Origin of the sequence: Pseudomonas sp. R1-6, from assembly GCF_051132115.1 — a bacterium.
Classification (GTDB): Bacteria; Pseudomonadota; Gammaproteobacteria; order Pseudomonadales; family Pseudomonadaceae; genus Aquipseudomonas.
This window is the reverse complement of record NZ_CP071662.1, coordinates 3,377,233-3,401,456: the sequence shown is the minus strand read 5'-3', so window position 1 is coordinate 3,401,456 and position 24,224 is coordinate 3,377,233. Positions and strand designations below refer to the sequence as shown.

At 62.8% G+C, this 24,224-nt stretch carries 26 protein-coding genes; 12 read left to right on the top strand and 14 right to left on the bottom strand.

Going from position 1 to position 24,224, the window contains the following annotated elements:
• The first annotated feature begins 4 nt into the window (after positions 1-4).
• Genes J3P81_RS15255 through cysG form a run of 4 tightly spaced genes read left to right on the top strand, consistent with a single transcriptional unit; the run spans position 5 to position 4,392 of the window.
• The gene (locus J3P81_RS15255; RefSeq protein ID WP_434559581.1) at positions 5-1,330 is read left to right on the top strand and encodes a replication-associated recombination protein A; all 1,326 of its coding nucleotides are present in this window, start codon (positions 5-7) and stop codon (positions 1,328-1,330) included.
• On the top strand, positions 1,327-1,701 hold the full coding sequence (gene crcB / locus J3P81_RS15250) for a fluoride efflux transporter CrcB (RefSeq protein ID WP_207961507.1): 375 nt from the start codon (positions 1,327-1,329) through the stop codon (positions 1,699-1,701). The genes J3P81_RS15255 and crcB overlap by 4 nt, the downstream gene beginning before the upstream one ends.
• Before the next feature lie 15 nt (positions 1,702-1,716).
• Positions 1,717-2,997 (top strand): serine--tRNA ligase, encoded by a 1,281-nt coding sequence (gene serS, locus J3P81_RS15245; RefSeq protein ID WP_434559579.1) that lies wholly within the window; start codon positions 1,717-1,719, stop codon positions 2,995-2,997.
• Complete coding sequence (gene cysG / locus J3P81_RS15240; RefSeq protein WP_434559577.1) at positions 2,998-4,392, top strand: siroheme synthase CysG; 1,395 nt, start codon at positions 2,998-3,000, stop codon at positions 4,390-4,392.
• 151 nt (positions 4,393-4,543) lie between these two features.
• Here cysG and J3P81_RS15235 read toward each other — a convergent pair whose 3' ends face one another.
• The 7 genes from J3P81_RS15235 to J3P81_RS15205 form a co-directional block, all read right to left on the bottom strand.
• Positions 4,544-5,530 carry a glutathione S-transferase family protein gene (locus tag J3P81_RS15235; RefSeq protein ID WP_434559575.1) on the bottom strand — a complete coding sequence of 329 codons (987 nt, stop codon included), beginning with the start codon at positions 5,528-5,530 and terminating at the stop codon, positions 4,544-4,546.
• Positions 5,531-5,618: 88 nt separating this feature from the next.
• The gene (locus tag J3P81_RS15230) at positions 5,619-6,620 is read right to left on the bottom strand and encodes a glycosyl transferase family protein (RefSeq protein WP_434559573.1); all 1,002 of its coding nucleotides are present in this window, start codon (positions 6,618-6,620) and stop codon (positions 5,619-5,621) included.
• A complete protein-coding gene (locus J3P81_RS15225; RefSeq protein ID WP_434559571.1) occupies positions 6,617-6,952 on the bottom strand; it encodes a TusE/DsrC/DsvC family sulfur relay protein in 336 nt (111 codons plus the stop codon). The genes J3P81_RS15230 and J3P81_RS15225 overlap by 4 nt, the downstream gene beginning before the upstream one ends.
• On the bottom strand, positions 6,949-7,242 hold the full coding sequence (gene tusB / locus J3P81_RS15220; protein ID WP_434559569.1) for a sulfurtransferase complex subunit TusB: 294 nt from the start codon (positions 7,240-7,242) through the stop codon (positions 6,949-6,951). The genes J3P81_RS15225 and tusB overlap by 4 nt, the downstream gene beginning before the upstream one ends.
• Positions 7,242-7,604, bottom strand: coding sequence for a sulfurtransferase complex subunit TusC (gene tusC, locus J3P81_RS15215; protein WP_434564124.1), 363 nt, complete (start codon positions 7,602-7,604; stop codon positions 7,242-7,244). The genes tusB and tusC overlap by 1 nt, the downstream gene beginning before the upstream one ends.
• Positions 7,604-7,996, bottom strand: coding sequence for a sulfurtransferase complex subunit TusD (gene tusD, locus J3P81_RS15210; protein WP_420765889.1), 393 nt, complete (start codon positions 7,994-7,996; stop codon positions 7,604-7,606). The genes tusC and tusD overlap by 1 nt, the downstream gene beginning before the upstream one ends.
• 98 nt (positions 7,997-8,094) lie before the next feature.
• Positions 8,095-8,424: a DUF6388 family protein gene (locus J3P81_RS15205; RefSeq protein ID WP_434559567.1), complete on the bottom strand. Its 330-nt coding sequence runs from the start codon at positions 8,422-8,424 to the stop codon at positions 8,095-8,097.
• 132 nt (positions 8,425-8,556) lie between these two features.
• Between J3P81_RS15205 and J3P81_RS15200 the strand changes: the two genes are divergently transcribed.
• Positions 8,557-8,907 carry a hypothetical protein gene (locus J3P81_RS15200; protein ID WP_420765891.1) on the top strand — a complete coding sequence of 117 codons (351 nt, stop codon included), beginning with the start codon at positions 8,557-8,559 and terminating at the stop codon, positions 8,905-8,907.
• A gap of 55 nt (positions 8,908-8,962) precedes the next feature.
• Here J3P81_RS15200 and J3P81_RS15195 read toward each other — a convergent pair whose 3' ends face one another.
• Positions 8,963-9,394 carry a GNAT family N-acetyltransferase gene (locus tag J3P81_RS15195; RefSeq protein WP_434559565.1) on the bottom strand — a complete coding sequence of 144 codons (432 nt, stop codon included), beginning with the start codon at positions 9,392-9,394 and terminating at the stop codon, positions 8,963-8,965.
• Positions 9,395-9,523: 129 nt separating this feature from the next.
• On the opposite strand from J3P81_RS15195, the gene ggt reads away from it, so the two are divergent.
• From ggt to J3P81_RS15180, 3 genes are all read left to right on the top strand, one after another.
• Positions 9,524-11,251, top strand: a complete 1,728-nt coding sequence (gene ggt / locus J3P81_RS15190) for a gamma-glutamyltransferase (RefSeq protein ID WP_434559563.1) — start codon at positions 9,524-9,526, stop codon at positions 11,249-11,251.
• A gap of 69 nt (positions 11,252-11,320) precedes the next feature.
• Positions 11,321-12,541, top strand: a complete 1,221-nt coding sequence (locus J3P81_RS15185) for a helix-turn-helix domain-containing protein (protein ID WP_434559561.1) — start codon at positions 11,321-11,323, stop codon at positions 12,539-12,541.
• A 34-nt stretch (positions 12,542-12,575) separates the two neighbouring features.
• Positions 12,576-13,214: a Vgb family protein gene (locus J3P81_RS15180; RefSeq protein ID WP_434559559.1), complete on the top strand. Its 639-nt coding sequence runs from the start codon at positions 12,576-12,578 to the stop codon at positions 13,212-13,214.
• Positions 13,215-13,319: 105 nt separating this feature from the next.
• Here the strand turns inward: J3P81_RS15180 and J3P81_RS15175 are convergent, their stop codons facing one another.
• Positions 13,320-14,207: an EamA family transporter gene (locus J3P81_RS15175; RefSeq protein ID WP_434564123.1), complete on the bottom strand. Its 888-nt coding sequence runs from the start codon at positions 14,205-14,207 to the stop codon at positions 13,320-13,322.
• A 361-nt stretch (positions 14,208-14,568) separates the two neighbouring features.
• Between J3P81_RS15175 and J3P81_RS15170 the strand changes: the two genes are divergently transcribed.
• Positions 14,569-15,657 carry an SMP-30/gluconolactonase/LRE family protein gene (locus tag J3P81_RS15170; protein WP_420765897.1) on the top strand — a complete coding sequence of 363 codons (1,089 nt, stop codon included), beginning with the start codon at positions 14,569-14,571 and terminating at the stop codon, positions 15,655-15,657.
• A gap of 134 nt (positions 15,658-15,791) precedes the next feature.
• Here J3P81_RS15170 and J3P81_RS15165 read toward each other — a convergent pair whose 3' ends face one another.
• The gene (locus J3P81_RS15165; protein ID WP_434559557.1) at positions 15,792-16,232 is read right to left on the bottom strand and encodes a hotdog fold domain-containing protein; all 441 of its coding nucleotides are present in this window, start codon (positions 16,230-16,232) and stop codon (positions 15,792-15,794) included.
• 162 nt (positions 16,233-16,394) lie between these two features.
• Here J3P81_RS15165 and J3P81_RS15160 point away from each other — a divergent pair, with 162 nt between their 5' ends.
• The gene (locus J3P81_RS15160; protein WP_434559555.1) at positions 16,395-17,012 is read left to right on the top strand and encodes a TetR/AcrR family transcriptional regulator; all 618 of its coding nucleotides are present in this window, start codon (positions 16,395-16,397) and stop codon (positions 17,010-17,012) included.
• A gap of 4 nt (positions 17,013-17,016) precedes the next feature.
• Here J3P81_RS15160 and J3P81_RS15155 read toward each other — a convergent pair whose 3' ends face one another.
• From J3P81_RS15155 to J3P81_RS15140, 4 genes are all read right to left on the bottom strand, one after another.
• On the bottom strand, positions 17,017-17,400 hold the full coding sequence (locus J3P81_RS15155; RefSeq protein ID WP_434559553.1) for a DUF1850 domain-containing protein: 384 nt from the start codon (positions 17,398-17,400) through the stop codon (positions 17,017-17,019).
• A complete protein-coding gene (locus tag J3P81_RS15150) occupies positions 17,397-19,424 on the bottom strand; it encodes a TRAP transporter permease (RefSeq protein ID WP_420765901.1) in 2,028 nt (675 codons plus the stop codon). Before J3P81_RS15150 ends, J3P81_RS15155 begins: the two co-directional genes overlap by 4 nt.
• A 78-nt stretch (positions 19,425-19,502) precedes the next feature.
• Positions 19,503-20,456 carry a TAXI family TRAP transporter solute-binding subunit gene (locus tag J3P81_RS15145; RefSeq protein WP_434559551.1) on the bottom strand — a complete coding sequence of 318 codons (954 nt, stop codon included), beginning with the start codon at positions 20,454-20,456 and terminating at the stop codon, positions 19,503-19,505.
• A 95-nt stretch (positions 20,457-20,551) separates the two neighbouring features.
• On the bottom strand, positions 20,552-21,562 hold the full coding sequence (locus tag J3P81_RS15140; protein ID WP_434564122.1) for a LacI family DNA-binding transcriptional regulator: 1,011 nt from the start codon (positions 21,560-21,562) through the stop codon (positions 20,552-20,554).
• 174 nt (positions 21,563-21,736) lie between these two features.
• Here J3P81_RS15140 and J3P81_RS15135 point away from each other — a divergent pair, with 174 nt between their 5' ends.
• Together J3P81_RS15135 and J3P81_RS15130 are read left to right on the top strand one after the other, a co-directional pair.
• Positions 21,737-22,912 (top strand): Gfo/Idh/MocA family protein, encoded by a 1,176-nt coding sequence (locus J3P81_RS15135; protein WP_434559549.1) that lies wholly within the window; start codon positions 21,737-21,739, stop codon positions 22,910-22,912.
• 59 nt (positions 22,913-22,971) lie between these two features.
• Complete coding sequence (locus J3P81_RS15130; RefSeq protein WP_434564121.1) at positions 22,972-23,988, top strand: sugar phosphate isomerase/epimerase family protein; 1,017 nt, start codon at positions 22,972-22,974, stop codon at positions 23,986-23,988.
• The last annotated feature ends 236 nt before the right edge of the window (positions 23,989-24,224 follow it).

Below are 24,224 nucleotides of genomic sequence, written 5' to 3'. Positions count from 1 at the left end.
AATCATGGACCTGTTTCGAAGCGCCCCGATTGCCCAGCCATTGGCCGCCCGCTTGCGCGCGACCAACCTGGATGAGTATGTCGGTCAGGAACACGTGCTCGCTCGCGGTAAGCCTCTGCGCGAAGCCCTGGAGCAGGGTGCCTTGCACTCGATGATTTTCTGGGGGCCGCCGGGCGTGGGCAAGACCACCCTGGCGCGGCTGCTGGCGGAGGTTTCTGACGCGCATTTCGAAACGGTCTCGGCGGTGCTGGCCGGGGTCAAGGAGATCCGCCAGGCCGTGGAAATCGCCAAGCAACAGGCCGGCCAGTACGGTAAGCGCACCATCCTGTTCGTCGACGAAGTACACCGGTTCAACAAATCCCAGCAGGACGCTTTCCTGCCCTATGTGGAAGACGGCACGCTGATATTCATCGGCGCCACCACCGAAAACCCTTCGTTCGAACTCAACAACGCCTTGCTGTCGCGGGCGCGGGTCTATGTGCTCAAGAGCCTCGATGAAACCGCGATGCGCAAGCTGGTGCATCGCGCGCTGACCGAAGAGCGGGGCTTGGGCAAGCGCCAGCTCAGCCTCAGCGATGAAGGTTTCCAGATACTCTTCAGCGCCGCCGACGGCGATGGCCGGCGCTTGCTTAACCTGCTGGAAAACGCCTCGGACCTGGCCGAAGACAACAGCGAGATCGGCGTCGAGCTGCTGCAAAGCCTGCTGGGCGATACCCGCCGACGTTTCGACAAGGGCGGCGAGGCGTTCTACGACCAGATCTCGGCCCTGCACAAATCGGTACGCGGCTCCAATCCCGACGGTGCCCTGTACTGGTTTGCGCGGATGATCGACGGCGGTTGCGATCCGCTGTACCTGGCCCGGCGGGTGGTGCGCATGGCCAGCGAGGACATCGGCAACGCCGACCCTCGGGCCCTGAGCCTGTGCCTGGCGGCCTGGGACGTGCAGGAGCGCCTCGGCAGCCCGGAGGGCGAGCTCGCCGTGGCCCAGGCCATCACTTACCTGGCCTGCGCACCGAAGAGCAACGCCGTGTACATGGGCTTCAAGGCCGCGATGCGCAGCGCCACCGAACACGGCTCCCTCGAAGTACCGCTGCACCTGCGCAACGCACCGACCAAGCTCATGAAACAGTTAGGTTATGGCGATGAATACCGCTATGCCCACGATGAGCCCGACGCTTATGCCGCCGGCGAAGACTATTTTCCCGAAGAACTCGAACCCCAGCGCTTCTACCAGCCCGTACCTCGAGGCCTTGAGTTGAAGATTGGCGAAAAGCTCAACCATTTGGCCCAGCTGGACCGATTGAGTCCACGACAGCGGAGAAAACCGTGATCCCCTTGATTCTCGCAGTCTCCGCTGGCGGCGTTGCCGGTACGTTGTTGCGTTTCGCCACGGGTAACTGGATCAGTGCAAATTGGCCGCGGCACTTCTATACCGCGACGCTGGCCGTTAATATCGTGGGCTGTCTGCTGATCGGCGTTCTTTACGGCCTGTTTTTGATTCGTCCCGAGGTGCCCATCGAGGTGCGCGCGGGGTTGATGGTCGGCTTTCTTGGCGGCCTGACGACTTTTTCATCTTTTTCACTGGATACGGTGCGCCTGCTGGAAAGCGGGCAGGTGCCGCTGGCCCTGGGCTATGCGGCCATCAGCGTGTTCGGCGGGCTGCTCGCCACCTGGGCCGGCCTGTCCTTGACCAAACTTTGATAACGAGAGACCGACATGCTCGATTCCAAACTGTTACGTAGCAACCTTCAGGACGTAGCGGACCGCCTGGCTTCCCGTGGCTTTGCCCTGGACGTCGCGCGCATCGAAGCGCTGGAAGAACAGCGCAAGACCGTCCAGACCCGCACCGAGGCCCTGCAGGCAGAACGTAACGCGCGCTCCAAGTCCATCGGCCAGGCCAAGCAGCGTGGCGAAGACATCGCGCCGCTGATGGCCGATGTCGAGCGCATGGCGGGCGAGTTGAGCGCCGGCAAGGTCGAGCTGGACGCGATCCAGACCGAGTTGGATTCGATCCTGTTGGGCATTCCGAACCTGCCTCACGAGTCGGTGCCGGTCGGTGAAGACGAAGACGGTAACGTCGAAGTACGCCGCTGGGGCACGCCGAAAACCTTCGATTTCCCCGTGCAGGACCACGTGGCCCTGGGCGAGAAATTCGGCTGGCTCGACTTCGAAACCGCCGCCAAGTTGTCGGGCGCGCGTTTTGCCCTGTTGCGCGGGCCGATCGCCCGTCTGCATCGGGCGCTGGCGCAGTTCATGATCAATCTGCACGTCACCGAGCACGGCTACGAAGAGGCCTACACGCCGTACCTGGTCCAGGCCCCGGCCCTGCAAGGCACCGGCCAGTTGCCAAAGTTCGAGGAAGACCTGTTCAAGATCGGTCGCGACGGCGAAGCCGACCTGTACCTGATCCCCACTGCCGAAGTGTCGCTGACCAACATCGTCGCGGGCGAAATCGTCGATGCCAAGCAACTGCCGATCAAGTTCGTTGCCCATACGCCGTGCTTCCGCAGCGAAGCCGGCGCGTCGGGCCGTGATACCCGCGGCATGATTCGCCAGCACCAATTCGACAAGGTCGAAATGGTGCAGATCGTCGAGCCGTCCAAATCCATGGAAGCCCTGGAAAGCCTGACCGCCAACGCCGAAAAGGTTCTGCAACTGCTGGAGTTGCCGTATCGCACCCTGGCGCTGTGCACCGGCGACATGGGTTTCAGCGCGGTCAAGACCTATGACTTGGAAGTCTGGATCCCGAGCCAGGACAAGTACCGCGAGATTTCGTCGTGCTCCAACTGTGGCGACTTCCAGGCCCGCCGCATGCAGGCGCGTTTCCGCAACCCGGAAACCGGCAAGCCGGAACTGGTCCACACCCTCAACGGCTCCGGCCTGGCGGTGGGTCGTACGCTGGTGGCGGTGCTTGAGAACTACCAGCAGGCCGACGGCTCGATCCGTGTGCCCGAGGTGCTGAAACCGTACATGGGCGGCATCGAGGTCATCGGCTAAATGGACTATTTGCCACTGTTCCACAACCTGCGCGGCAGCCGCGTGCTGGTGGTTGGCGGCGGGGAGATTGCCTTGCGCAAGTCTCGCCTGCTGGCCGATGCCGGCGCATTGTTGCGGGTGGTCGCACCCGATATCGAACCGCAGTTGCGGGAACTGGTCGGTGGCAGCGGCGGCGAATGTGTCCTGCGGGGCTACGTGGAAGCGGACCTGGACGGCTGTGGCCTGGTCATCGCCGCCACGGATGACGAACCGCTCAATGCCCAAGTCTCGGCGGACGCCCACAAGCGCTGCGTGCCGGTCAACGTGGTGGACGCGCCGGCGCTGTGCAGCGTGATTTTCCCGGCGATCGTCGATCGCTCGCCCCTGGTGATCGCGGTGTCCAGCGGCGGCGACGCGCCGGTGCTGGCGCGGCTGATCCGCGCCAAGCTGGAAACCTGGATTCCGTCGACCTACGGGCAGTTGGCCGGTTTGGCGGCGCGCTTTCGCAATCAGGTCAAAGGCTTGTTTCCCGATGTCCAGCAACGGCGGGCCTTCTGGGAAGAAGTGTTCCAAGGCCCCATCGCCGACCGCCAATTGGCCGGGCAGGGCGCCGAAGCCGAGCGGCTGTTGCGGGAAAAGATCGACGGCCAGGCGCCGAATGCGCCGGGTGAGGTCTATCTGGTGGGCGCCGGGCCGGGTGATCCCGACCTGCTGACGTTCCGCGCCCTGCGCCTGATGCAACAGGCGGACGTAGTGCTGTACGACCGTCTGGTGGCGCCGGCCATCCTCGAACTGTGCCGCCGCGACGCCGAACGGGTCTACGTCGGCAAGCGCCGCTCCGAGCACGCCGTGCCCCAGGACCAGATCAACCAGCAACTGGTGGACCTGGCCCGGCAAGGTAAACGTGTGGTGCGGTTGAAGGGCGGCGATCCTTTTATCTTCGGTCGTGGTGGCGAAGAGATCGAAGAGCTGGCGGCCCATGGCATCCCGTTCCAGGTGGTCCCGGGCATCACTGCCGCCAGTGGCTGCGCGGCCTACGCCGGGATTCCGCTGACCCATCGCGATTATGCCCAGTCGGTGCGCTTCATTACCGGTCATCTAAAGGACGGCACCAGCGACTTGCCATGGGCCGATCTTGTCTCGCCAGCACAGACGCTGGTGTTCTACATGGGCTTGGTGGGGCTGCCGGTGATTTGCAACGAGCTGATCAAGCACGGTCGCGCGGCGGACACGCCGGCGGCGTTGATCCAGCAAGGCACGACTTCAAACCAGCGCGTTTTCACCGGCACGTTGGCGGACCTGCCACGGCTGGTGGCGGAGCATGAAGTCCATGCGCCGACGTTGGTGATTGTTGGCGAAGTGGTGCAGTTACGCGAGAAGCTGGCTTGGTTTGAAGGGGCTCAGGGGCAGGTCTGAGGACCGCGTTGCCCCTTTCGTCGGAACGCCGCCCGGAGCAGGCTCGCTCCCACAGGGGGCTGTGTGCAGCCACAGATTGTGGTTCAACACGAATCAAATGTGGGAACGAGCCTGCTCGCGATTGGCCTTCAGAGGCAATAAAGATTGCGGATCAGCTTTCAGCCCGAAGCCAAATCCCTTTCCCGCTCAACCTCTCTCGATCGTGGGCCACCGTGAAATCCTGCCCCGGCCCCTTGGGCACGATCCCATTCGGGTTGATGGTCTTGTGGCTGCCGTAGTAGTGCCGCTGGATATGGGTGAAGTCTACGGTCTCGGCAACGCCCGGCCACTGATACAGCTCGCGCAGCCAGTTCGACAGGTTCGGGTAATCGGCGATGCGGCGTAGGTTGCATTTGAAGTGGCCGAAATACACCGCGTCGAAACGAATCATCGTAGTGAACAAGCGGATATCCGCTTCGGTCAGGTATTCACCCGCCAGGTAGCGACGGGTTTGCAGCAAGGCTTCCACTCGGTCCAGTTCGACAAACAGTTGATCGAAGGCTTCTTCATAAGCGGCCTGGGTCGTCGCGAACCCAGCACGGTATACGCCGTTGTTCACCGCTGGGTAGATGCGCTCGTTCAACCCATCGATCTCGTGGCGCAGGTGCTCGGGATACAGGTCCAGGTCGTTGCCGGTCAGGCCATCGAACGCGCTGTTGAACATGCGGATGATTTCCGCCGATTCGTTGTTGACGATGCGCCGTTGCTGTTTGTCCCACAAGGCCGGAACGGTCACCCGGCCGGTATAATCCGGCGTGTCGGCGGTGTAGCGCTGGTGCAGGAAGCTCAGGTTGTCCAGTTTGTCGCCGGTCGAGCCGTGGGTCTTGTCGAACGTCCAGCCGTTTTCCAGCATCAGATAGCTGACCACTGAAACGTCGATCAGCGCTTCCAGGCCCTTGAGCTTGCGAAAGATCAGCGTGCGGTGCGCCCAGGGGCAGGCCAAGGATACATACAAGTGGTAGCGCCCGGCCTCGGCGGGGAAACTGCTTTTGCCGTCGGCGGTGATCCAGTCGCGGCGTTGCGCCTGCTCACGCTGGAAACTGCCGTCCTTGCTTTCATACCACTGGTCCTGCCAGCGACCCTCGACCAACAAACCCATCTGAACGTCCTCTCTCAATAATCATTGGAGACGAGTCTATTCCGATAGGTTCGAACTAATAGCGCAAAGGTTGGGCGTCGATGATCGACTAAATCGATCTATCGCGCGCATCCCAATACTGCCGGGCCTTGTCGAACGCTGCTTCTCGGGTAAGGCCCAAGCCGCGCAAGGCCAGGGCCATGGTGGCGATCAGCGCCAGCTGCGGATAACTGTCCTCGAGGTCACCGCGCCATACCGCTTTCAAATGCTCGGGGTCGAGGCGCTCCGGCTTGACGTGGCGCTGTTCGGACAGTCGCGGCCATTCTTCATCCCAACTGGCGCCGCCGGTGGTGCCGTACAAATGACTGTCGGCGTCGGGGTTGATCTCGATCTCGCCGCCGTCGCCCTTGATCACGATGCTGGTGTCGCCCAGCAGTCCGCTGGCCTCGCGATGCACGGCCTGGTAGCCGGGATGGAAGATGCTTTGCAGGCCGCAACGCGCACCCAACGGGTTGAGAATGCGCGCCAGGGAATGAATCGGCGAGCGCAAGCCCAGCGTGTTGCGCAGGTCGATCATGCGCTGCATTTGCGGCGCCCAGTCCACCAGCGGCATGAAGGCCAGGCCGCCGTTGTCCAGCGCCGCGCCGACCTGCTGCCAGTCGCGGCACAAGGGGATGGCCAGCAAATCCAGCAGCTGTTCCGTGTAGAGCCGGCCCGCCGTGTGGGCGCCGCCGCCGTGCATGAAGATTCGCACACCGTTTTGCCCGAGACATTTGGCGGCCAACAGATACCAGGGCAGATGACGCTTCTTTCCGGCGTAGGTTGGCCAGTCGAGGTCTACCGCCATGGCCGGGATAACCAGGCGCTGACGCAGGGCGTCGGTAAACCCGGCCATTTCCTCAGCGCTTTCTTCCTTGTGCCGCAACAGCATGAGAAACGCGCCCAGTTGGGTTTCTTCGACCCGCTCATCCAGCACCATGCCCATGGCCTCCCGCGCTTCGTCACGGGTGAGGTTACGGGCGCCGCGCTTGCCCTTGCCAAGGATGCGCACGAACTGGGCGAACGGGTGTTCGGCAGGGGTTTGGAGGGTCAATGCTGGAAAGTCGGTCATAGGCAATTCGTCGGTTTGGGCAGGCCCGCCAGCTTGGCGGCGAGTTTGGCGGGAGTGCCTTTGAACAATCGGTTCAGGTGCAGGCTGTTGCCCTTGTCCGCCCCCAGTTTCAGCGCGGTGTACTTGATCAGCGGGCGGGTGGCCGGAGACAACTGGAACTCAGCGTAGAACGCGCGCAGCAGTTCGAGGATTTCCCAGTGTTCGGGGCTCAGCTCGATGTCTTCGGCGGTGGCCAGGGCCGTGGCCACGTCGGCGGACCACTCATTGAGATCAGCCAGGTAGCCATCCTTGTCCAACGCAATGCTGCGCTCGCCCACGTTCAGGGTCTTCATAGCCAGCTGTTGACCTTGTCGTGCTGGATCGAGAGCTCGACGAAGGCCGCATAATCGATGGCCTCGGCCCAGTCCGGAATGGGCAGGGCGCGGGCCTGTGCATCTTCGGCCAGGATGAACACCTTGGCGCCGCCGGCCCGCAGCGTGTCGAACGGCACGGTACCGGTTCGCAGCGCATACGTTGCGTCGCCGCACAGCAGCAGCGCGTCTTGGCTTCCCAGGATCCGCAGGCAACTGGCGAGGCGGCTGTCGCCGAAAGGGGAATGAGACAACACATGCAAAGTCGACATCAGAGGGTAATCACCTGGTCGTAACGGTCAATGAGCGCGGCGATGTCCGCAGCGCCCAGCGCTTTGAGGTCGTCCAGCGCCAGGGCATCGACGGCGAGACCGCGCTGTGCGGCGCTGTCGGCGCAGACGAACAGGTCTTCGACGCCAAACATCGGCAACGCCTGCAAGTTGGCGCTCAAGTCTTTTTGCCGGACGGCCTTGGCATCCTGACCGGCGGCGAGCTGGAACACGCCGTCATCGAGAAACAGCAGACCGATGGGCAGGTCGAAGGCGCCGCCGGCCAACACGATGTCCAGCGCTTCCCGGGCACCGGGGCCGGACCAGGGGGCCTGGCGGCTGATGAGCAACAAAGACTTGGCCATCATGTGCCTCCAAAACAGATCAAGCGGTCGGCGTCCTGGATCGCATCGTGCAACTGGCCCAGCCCGGACAACGCCCACGGCGCTTGGACACTGGCCGCCGAACGCTGGTAACGCTGGGCTTCTTCCTCGTTAAGCACGCCACGGCGCAACGCCGCCGCAATGCACACCACGCCGTCGAGCTGGTGCTCGCTAACGAAGGCGCGCCATTGCTGGGGCAGGTCTTGCTCGTCCTGGGGCGTGACGACGCTGTTGGCGGCGTTGTAGACGCCGTCCTGGTAGAAAAACAGCCGCACGATCTCATGCCCACCGGCCAAAGCTGCCTGGGCAAACAGCAAGGCGCGGCGCGAGGAGGGCGCGTGGGCGGCGGAAAACAGCGCGATGGCGAACTTCATGACAGACCCGATCAGCGAAACTGCGGCCATGATAATGCTTTATGGGCGGTGGGGCGATTCTCAGAGCATGTGTGAGCACCTGGCCCACAGCCTCAACCTCAGAGTTCGAGGCCATACAGCTCGCAATACTCCGGCCATTCCATTCCTGCCATCTCCGCCACTTCCTTGTGAACTTCCATGCGTTGGGCCTGGTAGTCCTCGGCTGAATCGGTCGTCAGCAGCAGCGTCAGTTCCCAGGCGAACAATCCGGCGCTCTCGGCCTCGGCTTCGAAGGCTTCATGCAACCGCTCGGCGCGGTACTGCGCGGCGGTTTCGCCCTTGGCCTGGGCCAGCAGCGGGTTGAGGTTGTCCAGTTCGTCGCGCAGCTCGGGGCGTTGCTCGAGAAAAATCTGCAGGGCTCGTTCGTGTTGCTGTTCGGTTGTCGCCATGGTCGCTCCTGGGTCAATGATCTGACAGGTTGCGTGAATAGATAGCCGTTGTCGCGCGCAAATTTCAATCATGGCGCACGGCAACGAGGGGCGCAGTGCTACAGTCGGTTTTTTTCCAGAAGAGTGAATGCAATGCGAATGCTGATGGTGGCCGTGGCCGCAACCCTGCTGGCCGGCTGCGCGGGTTCGGCGATGGAGCAGGCCCGGACCCAAGCCCCCTACAAGACCCTGTCCTCGGACAAGCCGGAACAGAACGTCGCCCAATGCGTGAAGTTTGCCTGGGAAGACGAAGCGGCGTTCGGGGTCGATGCCGGCGCCTATCTGCAGCCCGGCAAGCAAGGCGGCTCGACGGTGTACACCCGATCGGCCGAGTCGTTTGTGGATCTGCAAGCCAGCGCCACGGGCACGGCGCTGAATTATTACGCCAAGCACGATGATTTTGTCGCCAAGCGCCGATTGGCGGCGTTGGCGACGTGTCTCTAAGCCGATAAACCGAGGTGTTTGCCTTCGCGAGCAGGCTCGCTCCCATAGGTTGAGCTTAATTCTCGAGATCCAGGCGCTTCTGGAAAAAGTAGCGCCGGTGACCCGGCGGATAGTCATCGATCTGGCCGCACTGGGTGAAACCCTGTCTGCGATAGAAATCCGGAGCCTGGAAGTCGAAGGTGTCGAGCCAGATGCCCACGCAATCCTTTTCCCTGGCCAGTTGTTCGGCCATGCGCATCAATTCCGAGCCCGTGCCCTGGCCGCGCGCCTGTTCGGGCACCACCAGTAATTCGATATAGAGCCAACGAAAAAATACCCGGCCATACAGGCCGCCGACGATTTCATCGTGCTCGTCGCGCACCAGCCAGGCGACCGCTTCCGGTGCGCTTCCACCGGTCTGGGCGGTGTTATAGGCGCGTAGCGGCGCGAGGATGGCCTGGCGTTCTTCATCGGTTGGAGCGTCCGTGCGTTCGATTCGCAGCGTCATCGGCGATGTCCTTGTGCGGGGATGATCAAGCACGCGAGCCTACAGGAAACGAGCATATTGTTTAAACCGAGCCATACTCCTGTGTGCTTTTGAAGCGATCCCGACCCTAAAACAAGAAGAGACCGACTCATGAAGTTCCAATCCCTGGCCCGGACCCTCGTCGCCACCTCGCTTTCCCTTTACTGTCTGACTGCCCACGCCGCGTCCCAGGCCCCGGTTGCCGCCGAGAACGGCATGGTGGTGACGGCCCAACACCTGGCGACCCATGTCGGCGTCGATGTGCTCAAGAACGGTGGCAATGCGGTTGATGCGGCAGTGGCGGTGGGCTACGCCCTGGCGGTGGTTTATCCCGCGGCGGGTAACCTGGGGGGTGGCGGTTTCATGACCTTGCAGATGGCCGACGGCCGCAAGACCTTCCTGGATTTCCGTGAAAAAGCCCCCCTGGCCGCCACGGCCGACATGTACCTGGACAAGGCAGGCAACGTCATCCCCGAGCTCAGCACGCGCGGCCATTTGGCGGTAGGCGTACCCGGCACCGTGTCTGGCATGGAACTGGCGCTGAAGAAATACGGCAGCAAACCCCGGGCGGAATTGATCGCGCCGGCGATCAAGTTCGCCGAGGACGGTTTTGTCCTGGAACAGGGCGACGTGGATCTGCTGGAAACCGCCACGGATGTCTTCAAGAAAGATGCGCGCGATTCCGGCGCAATCTTCCTGCACAACGGCGAGCCGATGCAGGTCGGCCAGAAGCTGGTGCAGAAAGACCTCGCCAGGACCCTGCGGGAGATTTCCGACAAGGGTGCCGACGGCTTCTATAAAGGCTGGGTCGCCGATGCGCTGGTGACGTCCAGCCAGGCCAACAAGGGCATCATCACCCAGGCCGACCTGGACAAGTACAAGACCCGTGAACTGGCGCCGGTCGAGTGCGATTATCGCGGCTATCACATCATTTCCGCGCCGCCACCCAGCTCAGGTGGCGTGGTGCTTTGCCAGATCATGAACATCCTCGATGGCTATCCGATGAAAGACCTGGGTTTCCATTCGGCCCAAGGCATGCACTACCAGATCGAAGCCATGCGTCACGCCTATGTCGACCGCAACAGCTACCTGGGCGACCCGGACTTCGTGCAGAACCCCATCGATCATTTGCTGGACAAGAATTACGCCGCGAAACTGCGCGCCGCCATCGAGCCGCAGAAAGCCGGCGACTCCCAGAAGATCAAGCCCGGCGTGGCGCCCCACGAGGGCAGCAACACCACCCATTATTCGATCGTCGATCAATGGGGCAACGCCGTCTCCGTCACCTACACCCTCAACGACTGGTTCGGTGCCGGCGTGATGGCGAGCAAGACCGGGGTGATCCTCAACGATGAAATGGATGACTTCACCTCCAAGGTCGGCGTGCCCAACATGTACGGCCTGGTGCAGGGCGAGGCCAATGCCATCGCGCCCGGCAAGGCGCCGCTGTCGTCCATGAGCCCGACCATCGTCACCAAGGACGGCAAGACCGTGATGGTTGTCGGCACGCCGGGCGGCAGCCGCATCATCACGGCGACTTTGCTGACCATCCTCAACGTGATCGACTACGGCATGAATTTACAGGAAGCCGTCGACGCGCCGCGCTTCCATCAACAGTGGATGCCGGAGGAGACCAATCTGGAGACCTTCGCGGCCAGCCCCGATACCCTCAAGTTGCTGGAAAGCTGGGGCCATAAGTTTGCTGGGCCGCAGGACCCCAACCACATCGCCGCGATCCTCGTGGGCGCGCCGTCGTTGGGCGGCAAGCCGGTGGGCAAGAACCGTTTCTACGGTGCCAACGACCCGCGTCGCAACACGGGGTTGTCGTTGGGCTATTGACCGTTCAACGAGGGATCAGGCTGCGCGGGTCAGTGGAAGAGAGCGCCCTTGCCATGAAGGTCATTGACCGTGGATGAGGCGATTGGCGCGGCGGCGCGCGCATTGGCGGCTGGTGATCCCGTGGCGGCGCTCAATCGTGTCGCCCTGCGCAATGATGCCCCGGCCCTCGCGCTCCGCGGCATCGCCATGGCGCAGTTGGGGGACCTGGAAAAAGCCAGGAGCCTGTTGCGCCGGGCAGGTACGGCCTTCGGATCCACGGACGCCGTGGCACGGGCGCGCTGTGTCGTGGCCGAAGGTGAAATCGCCTTGGCCTCTCGTGACCTGTCCTGGCCGCCGAAACGCCTCGACGCCGCCCGTACGGTGCTCGAAGCTCACGGCGATCGGGCCAACGCCGGTCATGCACGGATCATCGAGATTCGCCGCCTGTTGCTGATCGGTCGACTCGACGAGGCGCAACTCAAGCTCATCGACCTGGAGCCCGCCGGCCTGCCGTTGGCGTCCTGGGCGGTGTGCCAGTTGGTGGCTGCGGGAATTGCCATGCGACGGCTGCAAGCGCACACCGCCCGTGAGGCTTTGGAACGGGCCGGGCAAGCCGCGCAACAAACAGGGATCAGCGCGTTGAACGGCGAAATCGACAACGCCTGGCGGATGCTGAGTACGCCCGCAGCCCGGCTGATCGCTCGAGGCGAAGAGCGTTTGCTGGTGCTGGAAGAGGTGCAATCGCTGCTGGCCGGCCCGGCGCTGGTTGTGGATGCCTGCCGGTTCGGTATCCGCTGCGCGGGCGTCCAGGTCGTGCTTGTACGGCGGCCGGTGCTGTTTGCCCTGGCCCGTGGGTTGGCCCAGGCCTGGCCCGGCGATGCGTCGAGGGAAGCGCTCATGACCCAAGCCTTTGGTTTGAAATTGACGGACGAGACCCATCGCGCCCGGTTGCGGGTTGAAATGGGACGGTTGCGAGAGGCGCTGCGCCCAATGGCTGGCGTAGTCGCAACCCGGCGCGGTTTCAGGTTGTCGCCACACCATGCTCACGAAGTCGTGATCCTGGCGCGGGTCGTTGAGGAACCCCACGGGGCGGTGCTGGCATTGTTGGCGGACGGTGAAGCCTGGTCCAGTTCGGCCCTGGCGCTGGCCTTGGGCACCAGCCAGCGCAGCGTGCAACGAGCCTTGGAAAACCTGGCTGCTTGCGGCAAGGCGCAGTCGTTCGGTCGCGCACGGGCCCGGCGCTGGACAGTACCGTCAATGCCCGGATTCGCGACCGTATTGTTACTCACTGCACTGCCGTTCGATGGTTAGGATGCAAGCACACCCACCGATGAGGCGATGTGAGATGAAACGTTCAGAGGCACAAATCCTGCGTGAATACGGCCCGTTCCCTGGCGTCGATTGCGTCCACGGCGTGAGCCATGACGGCGAGCGCGTCTGGTTCGCCTCGGGCGAAAAGCTTCACGCCTTCGATCCCGCCAGTGGCCAAACCGTGCAAACCCTCGACGTCCCGGCGAACGCCGGCACCGCGTTCGATGGCCAGCATCTGTTCCAGATCGCCGGCGACAGCATCCGCAAGATCGATCCGCGCACTGGCCAGGTACTGGCGACGATTCCAGCGCCCAACAGTGGCGACGACTCCGGGCTGGCCTGGGCCGAAGGTTCGCTCTGGGTCGGTCAGTACAAGGCGCGCAAGATCCTGCAGATCGATCCGGCCGACGGCAGGATTGTGCGTACGATCGAATCCAACCGTTTCGTCACGGGCGTGACTTGGGTCGATGGCGAGCTGTGGCATGGCACCTGGGAAAACGACGATAGCGAATTGCGGCGTATCGATCCGCAAACGGCGCAAGTACTGGAAAGCGTGACGATGCCGCCAGGGACCGGCGTGTCGGGGCTGGAGTCCGACGGCGTGGACCGATTTTTCTGCGGCGGGGGTGGCAGCGGCAAGGTAAGGGCGGTGCGTCGGCCGGCTCGAGATTGAACGACCTGCACAGCCCCCCGTGGCGAGAGAGCTTGCTCCCGCTGGACCGCGCAGCGGGCCCAAACTCTTTGGGCCTGCTACGCACTAGAGCGCCAGTCAATCAGTTCAATCGTGTGCAGCCACCGGCGCCTTGACCCGCTCGGCCTTGCGCCAGGTCAGCAAAACGATGCCGGTCACCACGATCGCGCCGCCCAGGATCTGCCCCGGGTTGAGCATCTGGTCCAGTACCAGCCAGCCGATCAACAGTGTCGCCAGCGGCTCGATGTTCATCACCGGGGCGTTGCGCGGCATGTCCAGGCGTGGCACGCACATGAACAAAACGATGAACCCCGTCCCATAAAGCACCACCAGGGTGGCGAGCGCGAACCAACCGGTGCTGCTGGCGGGCAGGTCGAGGCCGCCGGGCAGGGCGCCGGTCAGGCCGGCGAGGTTGACGCTGCTGAACACAATGAAAATCGTCAGCAGGCTGCGCACCGATCCGCGCACCTGGGACAACTTGTGATCGGTGATCCACAACGCACAAGCGAAGACGCACGCGGCGCAGAAGGCCAGGCCAACCCCCAACAGCCACTGCGGGCCGACGTCTGCCTGGGAGGCCAACCGCGTCGGCACTTCCAGCACGAACACCAGGCCCACCAGGATCATGCCCATCAGTGCCGCCGTCCGGGCGGTGGGGCGCGGGCCGCCTAGGGCCCAGGTCAACAGGGCCAGGAGGATCGGGAACACGTTGCCCACCAATAGCGCCAGCGCCACCGGAACCCGGGCCACGGCGGAATACAGGCATAGGCTCTGGGCGCCGATCAGCACGCCCAGCAGCAACTGCCAGCGCCAGGCGCCGGCGGGCAAGCGAAGGCTTTGCCGTTGCCACAACACCATCGCCGCCAGTACCAGCAACGTTCCGCCCGAGCGCAGCAGGATCGCCAGCAGCACGCCGGCGCCATCATCGAACGCCGCCCGCGCCGCGACATGGTTGCCGGCAAAGGCGCACCCCATGCAAAGCAGGACAAGCACGGCGATATGGCGGGGAAAGGGAACAGGGGTATTGGATGCGGCGGTGGAGCGGGTCATGGCAGGACGTCTCAAAGGGGAGTGAATTAAGCCCTTCAAAGGGCTTTTTGATTTTGTTGTCGTACAACCTGGGTCGGATTTTTACCCCATATGGCAGGAGCGAACAAGCCTGGCGCAAACCCTGATTCGGTGCAGATCAGTAATACCGGCGTGTTCAAGGCGGTTTCGCATCGTAGAGGGTCAGGCCGCAAGTCCCATGATGTCACCGTGTTTTACACCTTGTACGATGTCCTATCAGAGAGTAAAACAATCTTCCCCGTCCAATAATAATTAACGGAGACGTACGATGGATGCTTCGCAACCTGCAACCGCCGATCAGGGGCGCCGGATTTTCCTGAAAAAATCCCTTGTGGTCTCGGCCGCCGCCGCGACGCTGGGAAATCTTCCCGGGCTCGCCCAGGCCGCGCCTTTGAGCCAGCGCTATCCAGACCCTCTGATCAATATCCTCGACCCCAGCTTCATGGACTTGCGCATCTTCAATGCCAGCGTCGAGAAGCTCGCCGATGGCTTGCGCTGGGCGGAAGGGCCGGTGTGGATCGGTGACGGTCGTTACCTGCTGGTCAGTGACATCCCCAACAACCGCATCGTGCGTTGGGACGAAGTCACCGGAGGTTTGTCGGTGTACCGCGAGAACTCGAACTTCTCCAATGGCATGTGCCGCGATCGCCAAGGACGGTTGCTGGTCTGTGAGGGCTCGACCACGTCCACCGAAGGGCGGCGTATCACCCGTACCGAACACAACGGCACCATCACCGTGCTGGCCGACAGTTTCGACGGCAAGCCATTGAATTCGCCGAATGACATCGTCTGCAAGCGGGATGGCTCGATCTGGTTCACCGACCCGCCGTTCCAGACCGGCAATAACTATGAGGGCCATAAAGTCACCCCGGCGCAGCCCCACGCGGTGTACCGGATCGACGGCGCGACCGGCAAGCTCAGCCGGGTGATCGACGATTTGGCGGGGCCGAATGGCTTGTGCTTTTCCCCGGATGAAAAAATCCTTTATGTGGTCGAAGGGCGGGCCAAGCCGAACCGTCTGGTCTGGGCGATCACGGTCAAGGACGACGGCACCCTGGGCGAGCGACGCAAGCATATCGAAGGGCTCGACTATGCGGCCATCGACGGCATCAAGTGCGACGAGAGCGGTAACCTCTGGTGCGGTTGGGGCGGGAATGGCGACCCCAAGGCCGACCTGGAGAAACTCGACGGCGTGCGGGTATTCAATCCCGAGGGCAAGGCCATCGGGCACATTTCGTTGCCGGAACGCTGCCCCAACGTCTGCTTCGGCGGGCGAGAAGGCAACCGGCTGTTCATGGCCGGCAGCCACTCGCTGTACTCGCTGTTCGTGAACACCCGAGGAGCCACCTTCGCCTGACCCTCAGGCACCACCAATGACTGGCTGGGGGCTTGAGTTGCCATTGCGATTGCTGAGCAATCGAGCGGGAGCAAGCTCCCTCGCCACGAACATCTAGCTTTCATCGATAAAGGGCGTCCCCGACGCCCTCGATTTCAACCCAACTTCACGTTCATGGTGATCTGCGCCGTGAATACTTTCTTGCCCTGCGCATCATTAATGTCCACCGGCACGACCTTGTCGCCTTCGGTCTGCCAATCCACCTCGTCGCCTTTCGCCACCGCCGTCACGTCGCTCTTGGCCTTGGCCAGGTATTGCACGGTCATGCCTTTGGGAATCCACCGGGCGCCGTCGGGGATGGAAACGTTGGTCATCATGCCAGCGGCGAGCTCGGCGGCGTTGCACATGGCGATGGCGTGGACGGTGCCCAGGTGATTGGTGATTTCCTTGCGAAACGGCACCTGCACGGTCGCCGCGCCCTGGCGCAACTCTGTGACCAGCGGGTTGATAGTGGAAAAGTACGGTGCCATCTGACAGGCCATTTTGCTGAAAGCATCCGGACCTGCGCTGTTGAACATACCGAGAACCTGATTCATGTGAAGCCTCGCTGACAATTGGGGTTACGGAATAGTGTTCTAATACAGAATAATATTCTGTAACGGAACGGTATTCTGTCGGCGGCGAATCTGTCAAGCTGTGCCCACTTCTTCACGGGCAGCCAGTGCCCGGTCCCATCCAAAAAACCGGTTATGCCAAGCATGGAAACAGCAGATCTACTCGAACGCGCCTTCCCCGGCAGAAGGGCTGAACTCAAGCGCGATATCTTTCGCAAGGCCCTGGCGCTGTTCAACGAGCAGGGCATCGAGGCGACCACCATTGAAATGATCCGCACCGAATGCCAGACCAGCGTCGGTGCCATCTACCATCATTTCGGCAACAAGGAAGGCTTGGTGGCGGCGCTGTTCTTCACCGCCCTGGACGATCAGGCGCGTTTGCGCGAGCAATATCTGTCCGAAGCAACCACCGCCGAGCAGGGCGTGCAGGCGTTGATCCATAGCTACGTCGATTGGGTGGACAGCCAACCCGAATGGGCGCGTTTCCAGTATCACGCGCGCTTTGCGGTGACCAAGGGACCGTTCAAGGACGAGCTCGCCAGGCGCAACACCTCACGCAACGGTCAGCTTTGGCAGTGGTTGAGCGCGGCAGAGCAGGGCGAGGCGCTCAAGCGCTATCCCGCCGAGTTGATGTTTTCGTTGATCATCGGCGCGTCTGAAAGTTATTGCCGGGCATGGCTGGCGGGGCGGGTGCCCTCCAGCCCGAAGGCGCACCGGGAATTGTTGGCGCAAGCGGCGTGGCGTTCCATCAGCGCTGACTGAGCGATCACTGCGGGCAGCTCCACAATTCCACGGCCGGTTGTTGTGCATCGGGCGGTCCCAGCCAGTGCGCCATGGGTTGGCAAACGCCGGCATGACACAGTTGATAATCACCGGCCTGGGGCGTGCGACCGAGCTTCAACGGTTGCAGCGGTGGCAGTTCGCGGTGATATCGCCAACTGCCATTTTCCAGCCGTGCGCCTTCGGGAATTTCCATCCCAGCGCCATTGCCCTTGACCCTGGCTTCACCCAGGATCAGGCCCTGTTCGCTGACCCGGTAATCCTCCTCCCAACGGATCTTCTCGATGGTGTGATTCCACGCCAACGTAAACTCGCTGAGTTCAAGTTGCGCCCAGACCACGCCGGACAGGCCCAGGCACAAGCCAATCACGCCAAGGCCCGCCCGACACGCCGGGCGCGCCAGAGGTGTTGCCCGATCAACAGCGCACCCAGGGCGAAGCCGATTTCATCGGTCAGCGGCAGGGCAACCACCAGCAATGCACCGGCGGCGAAGCACATCAGACGCTCCCAAATGGGCATTTTCTGTTGCATGTAACCGGTAGACGCCATGCCCCATAGTCCGATTGCCAGCAACGTCTTGACCAGCATGTAGGCAGTCATCCACAGGTTGTCGCCCTGGAGCATCAGCGCCGGGTTGTACACCGTCATGAACGGGATGACGAAGCCTGCCAGGGCGATGCGCACCGCCCAGAAGCTGATTTTCAGGCCGCTTTCCCGGGCAATGGGCGCGGCGGCGAAGCAGGCCAGGGCCACAGGCGGGGTCAGGTCGGCGAGGATGCCGAAATAGAACACGAACATGTGCGACACGATCAGCGGCACGCCCAATTCCAGGAGCGCGGGCGCTGCAATCGAACTGGTGATGATGTAGTTCGGAATGGTCGGGATGCCCATGCCCAGCACCAGGCAAGTGAGCATGGTCAGCAGCAGCGACAGGAACAGGTTGTCCTTGCCGATCGCCAGGATGTAACCGGCGAAGGTGGACGCCACGCCTGTCAGCGACACCACCGCGATGATGGTGCCGACCAAGGCGCAGGCGATCCCCACCGGAACGGCGTGCCGAGCGCCGTCCACCAATGCGTGCAGGCAGATGACCAGGGTTTCCCGAGTGCCCTTCATGAACCAGCAAGCCACCACCAGCACGCCGATCACGGCGAACACGATGCCGATGCCCATCCGGAAGAATCCGACGCACAGAATGCCCAGCGCGACCCAGAAGGCGCAGCGCAAGGCGTAGCTCGAGACTTTGAGGATGATCGCCGAGCCGAGAATCACGATGGCCGTCAGTGCCAGCCCGACCATGCCGGAAAACAACGGCGTGCGTCCGGAAAACAGCAGGTACACCAGCACCCCCAGCGGGATCAGCAGGAACCAGCTTTCCTTGACCGCGCCCCAGGCGCTCGGGCATTGATCCTTGGGCAGGCCCTTGAGGTCGGAGCGCTTGGCTTCCAGGTGAACCATCCAGAACACCGAGCCGAAATACAGGCACGCCGGAATCAACGCGGCCTTGGCGATTTCCACGAACGGCACGTTGATGGTCTCGGCCATGATGAACGCCACCGCGCCCATCACCGGCGGCATGATCTGGCTGCCCATGCTCGACGTCGCTTCCACGCCGCCGGCGAACGCCGCCTTGTAGCCAAAGCGTTTCATCAGCGGAATGGTGAACTGCCCGGTCGTCACCACGTTGGCGATTCCCGAGCCGGTGATGGTGCCCATGAGCGCCGATGACACCACCGACACCTTCGCCGGACCGCCAAGCTTGTGACCGAACAGGCCCATGGCGAAATCGGTGAACAGCTTGATCATGCCGGCCTTTTCCAGGAAGGCGCCAAACAGGATGAACAGGAAAATGTAGGTGGCCGATACGTAGGTCGGCGTGCCGTAGAGCCCTTCGGTGCCGAAGGACAGTTGGTTGACGAGCTGATCGACGCCGTAGCCGCGATGGGCCAGGTCGCCTGGCAGGTGTTCGCCGAACAGGCCATAGGCCAGGAACAGGCCGCAGATGATCGGCAGCGCGATGCCCATCACTCGCCGCGCCGCCTCGAACACCAGCACGATCAGGACGACGCCGACGACCATGTCGGCAGTCGTCAGGTCGCCGGAGCGCTGGATCAGGTCGGCCTCGAACACCCATTGATAGAGCGCCGTGGCCATCCCCGCCAGCCCCAACGCCCAGGCCAGGGGTTGCCATGGCCTTTGCTTGCCGTGGGCCGGGTAGCTCAGAAACACCACCCACAGCAGAAAGCCCACATGCACCGCCCGCAACACAATGCTGGAAACCGGTGAGAAGGCTGCCGTGATGATTTGAAAGATGGAAAACAGCAACGCCACGTAGAACAGCGTCTTGGGCCAGTCCCGCGGGTCCGTGGCGATGCCGTGCTGGTCTTCACTCATGAGATGCCTGCCTGTTGTCGACTTGCGGATGCGAAACGCAATGCTGCAACGGCGCCGAGCGCCGTTGCAGTCCAGGGGCTATAGCGCGCCCACTTCCTTGTAGTAGCGCTCGGCACCGGGGTGCAGGGCGATCGGCAGGTTTTTCGCGGCGTTCTTCAGCGAGATGTCCTTGGCCGCTGAATGGGAGGTGCTCAGGCGGGTGAGGTTGTCGAACATCAGCTTGGTCATTTGGTAGGCCACCTCATCCGGGACATCCTTGTGTGTCACCAGGATATTGGTGATGGCCACGGTGGGCACGGCCTCAGCCTGGCCGTCGTAGGTGTTGGCGGGGATCATCGCGCTCTGGTAGGCCGGGTTGCCGATTTTTTCCACCACGTCGGTGGGAATCGACACGTAGTTCAGCTTCATCGTTGACGCCAGGTCACGAATCGCCGCCATGCCCAGGCCAGAGGATTGCAGGGTGGCGTCCAGTTGGCGGTTCTTGATCAGGTCGACCGACTCGGCGAAGGGCAGGTATTGGACCTTCATGTCGTTGTAGGTCAGGCCGGCCGCCTTGAAGATCGCCCGGGCGTTGAGTTCGGTGCCGGATTTAGCCGCGCCCACGGAGACGGTTTTGCCCTTGAGGTCTGCCAGGGTCTTGATCCCCGATTCCTCGCTGGCAACGATCTGGATGTAATTGGGGTAGGCGCCCGCAATCGCTCGCAGTTTGGTGAGCGGTGCCTTGAAGCCGGCATCCTCCACGCCGTTTTTCGCATCGGCGACCGAGTCGCCCAAGGCCAGCGCCAGCTCCCCGCGCCCGGCTTGCAGCAGGTTGAGGTTCTCCACCGACGCCTTGGTGGCCTGGACCGACGTTTTGGAGCCCTCGATGCCGCTGCTGTAGATCTGTGAAAGCCCGACCCCGATCGGGTAATACACTCCGCTGGTGCCCCCGGTCAGGATGTTGATGAACACCGGTGGAGCCGCATGAGCGGCGGTGGTGACCGCCAAGGCTGCGGCGGCGGCCAGGAAGGTGAAGCGCTTGTTGACTCGCATTGGGAACTCTCCGTCTTGTTATGGCTTTATGCAGAGTCCCCCCACTGTAGTCGAAACGTGCTTGATGGCGAATAGGCAGTTAACGGTATGTCGGATTAAACAAAGTGGCTGCCTGGGGCCGCGCTGCTGCCGCGCACGGTCAGCTCGAACGGTAGGCGCACGTGTCGCTGGGTGATGGGCTTGTTCTCGATCAAGGCGATCAACATGTCCACCGCTTTCTGGCCGAAGGTTTCGGCCGGTTGGGAGATGGTCGTCAACGGCGGGTCGCAATACGCGGCAAACGGAATGTCGTCAAAACCCACCAGGGAAATATCCTCGGGCACCCGCAACCCCGTCTGCTTGATGCGCTTGAGCGCGCCGATGGCCATTTCGTCGTTCTCGCAGAACAGCGCGCTGGGGCGTTCGGTCAAGGCGAGCATTGTCCCGGCTCCTTCGTAGCCGGCCTTGAGAGTGAAATCCCCGTGGCAGATCAGTTCAGGTGCAAGGGCGATACCGGCGTTGCGCAGGGCGTCCTGGTAACCGGCCACACGGTCCAGGGTCAGAGGGCTGCTGCGCGGGCCTTTGATGATGCCGATGCGCCGGTGGCCAAGCCCGATCAGGTGCTCGGTCATGGCGCGCGCCGCGCTGCGGTTATCCAGGCTGATGGTCGGGTAGGGCGCGTCCTTCACCACTTCGCAGGCGTTGACCAGCGGTAGCGCGTCGGTGCCAGGAGGCAGGGAGACGAAGGGGTCGCCGGCGCGCAATTGGATCACGCCGTCCGCCTGATGGGCGTAGACCAGGGCAGCGAATTCCTGCTCGATGGCTTCGCGGCCCTGGGTGTCGCACAGCAGCAGCCGATAACCGGCCGCTTGCGCCGCTTGTTGGGCACCGCTGATGACGCGGGCGAAAAAAGTGTTGGCGATTTTCGGCACCAGGATCACCAGGTTGCCGGTACGTCGGGAGCGAAACTGCACCGCCATCAGGTTCGGTCGATAACCGGCTTGCAGCACGGCTGCGTTGACCTTGTCCCGCGTCTGGGGCAGCACCCGCTCCGGGGACTTGAGTGCTCTGGACACGGTTGCCACCGACACGCCGGCCAGCCGGGCCACTTCACGGATATTGGACAAATTCACCTCGATTCGGCGCCTTGAAAACAGGCATGACCGCGAGCTTACCGCAGGTTCGATAGCTGACAAACGCTCATCGGCGATGCAAGGGGTTTGACACGGGGCAAAACCGAGCCTAGATTCCCGTCATGATGTAACCGGTTACATCAACGATCCGGACAGAAGAGAGTCGCGATGAATCCTGTAGCACCCAGAATAAGAATGGGCTTCGTTGGCGGTGGGGAGGGCGCGTTCATCGGCCAGGCCCATCGCCAGGCGGCGGGCCTGGACGGCGGTTTCGAGCTGGTGTGCGGCGCGTTCAGCCGCGACCCTCACAACAATCGACAGACCAGTGCGGCCCTGGGGCTCGCCGCGTCCCGTTGTTACCACGACTGGCAGCAGATGCTCGATGCTGAAGCGTTGCTGCCGCTGGACCAACGCATGGAATTGCTGGTGATCGTCACGCCCAATCACCTCCATGCACCGATAGCCAGCCAAGCGTTGAAAGCCGGTTTCCACGTGTTCAGCGAGAAACCCGCCGCGCTGAACCTCAAGCAGTTATTGGCCCTCAAGGACGTGTTGCAAGGCAGTCGTTGCCTCTACGGCCTGGCCCACACCTACCTGGGTTATCCGATGGTCTGGCAGGCCCGTGAGATGGTTCGCTCAGGCCTGATCGGCAAGGTGCGCAAAGTATTCGTCGAGTACCCCCAAGGCTGGCTCAGCCAGGACGTCGCCGCCCAAGGCAACAAGCAGGCCGAGTGGCGCGATGATCCGGCCCAGTCCGGGTTGGGCGGTTGCATCGGCGACATTGGCACCCATGCGTTTTCCCTGGCGGAGTTCGTCGCGGACCAACCCATCCAGCAACTCTGCGCCACCCTGGGCACCCATGTTCCGGGGCGGCAGTTGGACGATGACGCAGCGATGCTCTTCAAGATGAAAGACGGCGCCACCGGCGTGTTGCTGGCCAGCCAGGTCTGCACCGGCGAAGAAAACCCGCTGAAGATCCGCGTCTATGGCGACAAGGGCGCGCTGCAATGGCGCCAGGAAGAGCCGTCGAGCCTGATCCACCGCGCCTTCGACCAACCGCTGCGCATTCTGCGCGGGGGTGTCGGCCAGCCTTGGCTGTGCGAGGCGGCGACTCAGCGCATGCGTCTGCCGGCGGGGCATCCGGAGGGTTATCTGGAGGCGATGGCCAACCTGTACGGCGATTTTGCCCGGGCCATTCGGGCGCGGGTGGAAGGCCCGGACGTTCCTGGCGTACCCGGCATCGAGACCGGTTTGCGCGGCATGGCGTTTATCGAGGCGGCCCTCATCAATCACCGGGGCGACACAAAGTGGACCGCGCTGGAAACCGGAGAATCGCGGCTGTGATTACACACGACCACACACCAGGCGGCCTGCGCGGGCCGGCGATCTTCCTGGCGCAGTTCATGTCCGATGAAGCGCCGTTCGATACCCTGGCGGACATCGCCCGATGGGCCGCTTCGCAAGGCTACAAGGCCATCCAATTGCCGACCCTGGGCACGCGTTACATCGACCTGGCCCGGGCCGCCGAGAGCCAGGATTATTGCGATGAACTCACGGCCACCTGCGCGGCGGCCGGCGTCGAGATCAGCGAGTTGTCGACGCACCTGCAAGGGCAACTGGTGGCGGTGCATCCGGCATTCGACGCGCTGTTCGATGACTTCGCCCCGGCCCACCTGCGCGGCCAGCCCCAGGCGCGCACCGAGTGGGCCATCGAGCAATTGAAACTGGCGGCTCGCGCCAGCCAGCGCCTGGGCCTCAAGGCCCACGCGACGTTTTCCGGAGCTTTGTTGTGGCCCTACATATACCCGTGGCCGCAGCGGCCCACAGGACTGGTCGAGCAAGGTTTCGCCGAACTGGCCCGGCGCTGGCTGCCGATCCTCGACTGCTTCGACGCGGCCGGCGTGGACCTGTGCTACGAGATCCATCCTGGCGAAGACCTGCATGACGGCGCCTCGTTCGAGCGCTTCCTGCAAGCCGTCGATCATCATCCACGGGCCGCCATTCTCTACGACCCCAGCCACCTGCTGCTGCAACAGATGGACTACCTGGGCTTTATCGACCGCTACCACGGGCGCATCCGGATGTTCCACGTCAAGGACGCCGAATTCCGCCCTGACGCCCGCTCCGGTGTCTATGGCGGCTACCAGGGCTGGGTGGACCGCCCCGGCCGGTTCCGTTCCCTGGGCGATGGGCAGATCGACTTCAAGGCGATTTTCAGCAAGCTGACCCAATACGGCTTCGACGGCTGGGCGGTTTTGGAATGGGAATGCTGCCTGAAGGATTCGCAACAGGGGGCGGCCGAAGGCGCGGCGTTTATCCAGCGGCACATGATCACCAGGACGGCCAAGGCGTTCGATGATTTTGCCGGGGTCACGGCGGATGAGGCATCCAATCGGCGGTTGTTGGGGTTGTCTGGGTAACGGCTGATCGCAGAAGCCTTGTGGCGAGGGAGCTTGCTCCCGCTGGGTGGCGAAGCCGCCCCAAATACAATGTTCCAGGCAGACCGCGTTGCCTGGTTTTACGACTGCTGCGCCCGAAGCGTCGGACCGGCCGAGCGGGAGCAAGCTCCCTCCCCACAAAAGCAGGCCACAAAAGCAGGCCACAAAAGCAGGCGGCAACAGCAGCGCACGACTTTGTTTCAACAAAAACAACAACA

What these genes read in the sequence shown, in the direction of transcription:
- J3P81_RS15225 (WP_434559571.1), bottom strand. Translation starts at nt 6,952, where the DNA reads ATGAAGACCCTGAACGTGGGCGAGCGCAGCATTGCGTTGGACAAGGAT.
- J3P81_RS15165 (WP_434559557.1), bottom strand. Translation starts at nt 16,232, where the DNA reads ATGAATCAGGTTCTCGGTATGTTCAACAGCGCAGGTCCGGATGCTTTC.
- tusC (WP_434564124.1), bottom strand. Translation starts at nt 7,604, where the DNA reads ATGGCCAAGTCTTTGTTGCTCATCAGCCGCCAGGCCCCCTGGTCCGGC.
- J3P81_RS15180 (WP_434559559.1), top strand. Translation starts at nt 12,576, where the DNA reads ATGAAACGTTCAGAGGCACAAATCCTGCGTGAATACGGCCCGTTCCCT.
- J3P81_RS15160 (WP_434559555.1), top strand. Translation starts at nt 16,395, where the DNA reads ATGGAAACAGCAGATCTACTCGAACGCGCCTTCCCCGGCAGAAGGGCT.
- J3P81_RS15230 (WP_434559573.1), bottom strand. Translation starts at nt 6,620, where the DNA reads ATGACCGACTTTCCAGCATTGACCCTCCAAACCCCTGCCGAACACCCG.
- J3P81_RS15255 (WP_434559581.1), top strand. Translation starts at nt 5, where the DNA reads ATGGACCTGTTTCGAAGCGCCCCGATTGCCCAGCCATTGGCCGCCCGC.
- J3P81_RS15135 (WP_434559549.1), top strand. Translation starts at nt 21,737, where the DNA reads ATGAATCCTGTAGCACCCAGAATAAGAATGGGCTTCGTTGGCGGTGGG.
- J3P81_RS15200 (WP_420765891.1), top strand. Translation starts at nt 8,557, where the DNA reads ATGCGAATGCTGATGGTGGCCGTGGCCGCAACCCTGCTGGCCGGCTGC.
- J3P81_RS15195 (WP_434559565.1), bottom strand. Translation starts at nt 9,394, where the DNA reads ATGACGCTGCGAATCGAACGCACGGACGCTCCAACCGATGAAGAACGC.
- J3P81_RS15145 (WP_434559551.1), bottom strand. Translation starts at nt 20,456, where the DNA reads ATGCGAGTCAACAAGCGCTTCACCTTCCTGGCCGCCGCCGCAGCCTTG.
- serS (WP_434559579.1), top strand. Translation starts at nt 1,717, where the DNA reads ATGCTCGATTCCAAACTGTTACGTAGCAACCTTCAGGACGTAGCGGAC.
- J3P81_RS15130 (WP_434564121.1), top strand. Translation starts at nt 22,972, where the DNA reads ATGTCCGATGAAGCGCCGTTCGATACCCTGGCGGACATCGCCCGATGG.
- cysG (WP_434559577.1), top strand. Translation starts at nt 2,998, where the DNA reads ATGGACTATTTGCCACTGTTCCACAACCTGCGCGGCAGCCGCGTGCTG.
- tusB (WP_434559569.1), bottom strand. Translation starts at nt 7,242, where the DNA reads ATGTCGACTTTGCATGTGTTGTCTCATTCCCCTTTCGGCGACAGCCGC.
- J3P81_RS15235 (WP_434559575.1), bottom strand. Translation starts at nt 5,530, where the DNA reads ATGGGTTTGTTGGTCGAGGGTCGCTGGCAGGACCAGTGGTATGAAAGC.
- J3P81_RS15175 (WP_434564123.1), bottom strand. Translation starts at nt 14,207, where the DNA reads ATGGGGTGCGCCTTTGCCGGCAACCATGTCGCGGCGCGGGCGGCGTTC.
- J3P81_RS15150 (WP_420765901.1), bottom strand. Translation starts at nt 19,424, where the DNA reads ATGAGTGAAGACCAGCACGGCATCGCCACGGACCCGCGGGACTGGCCC.
- J3P81_RS15170 (WP_420765897.1), top strand. Translation starts at nt 14,569, where the DNA reads ATGGATGCTTCGCAACCTGCAACCGCCGATCAGGGGCGCCGGATTTTC.
- tusD (WP_420765889.1), bottom strand. Translation starts at nt 7,996, where the DNA reads ATGAAGTTCGCCATCGCGCTGTTTTCCGCCGCCCACGCGCCCTCCTCG.
- ggt (WP_434559563.1), top strand. Translation starts at nt 9,524, where the DNA reads ATGAAGTTCCAATCCCTGGCCCGGACCCTCGTCGCCACCTCGCTTTCC.
- J3P81_RS15205 (WP_434559567.1), bottom strand. Translation starts at nt 8,424, where the DNA reads ATGGCGACAACCGAACAGCAACACGAACGAGCCCTGCAGATTTTTCTC.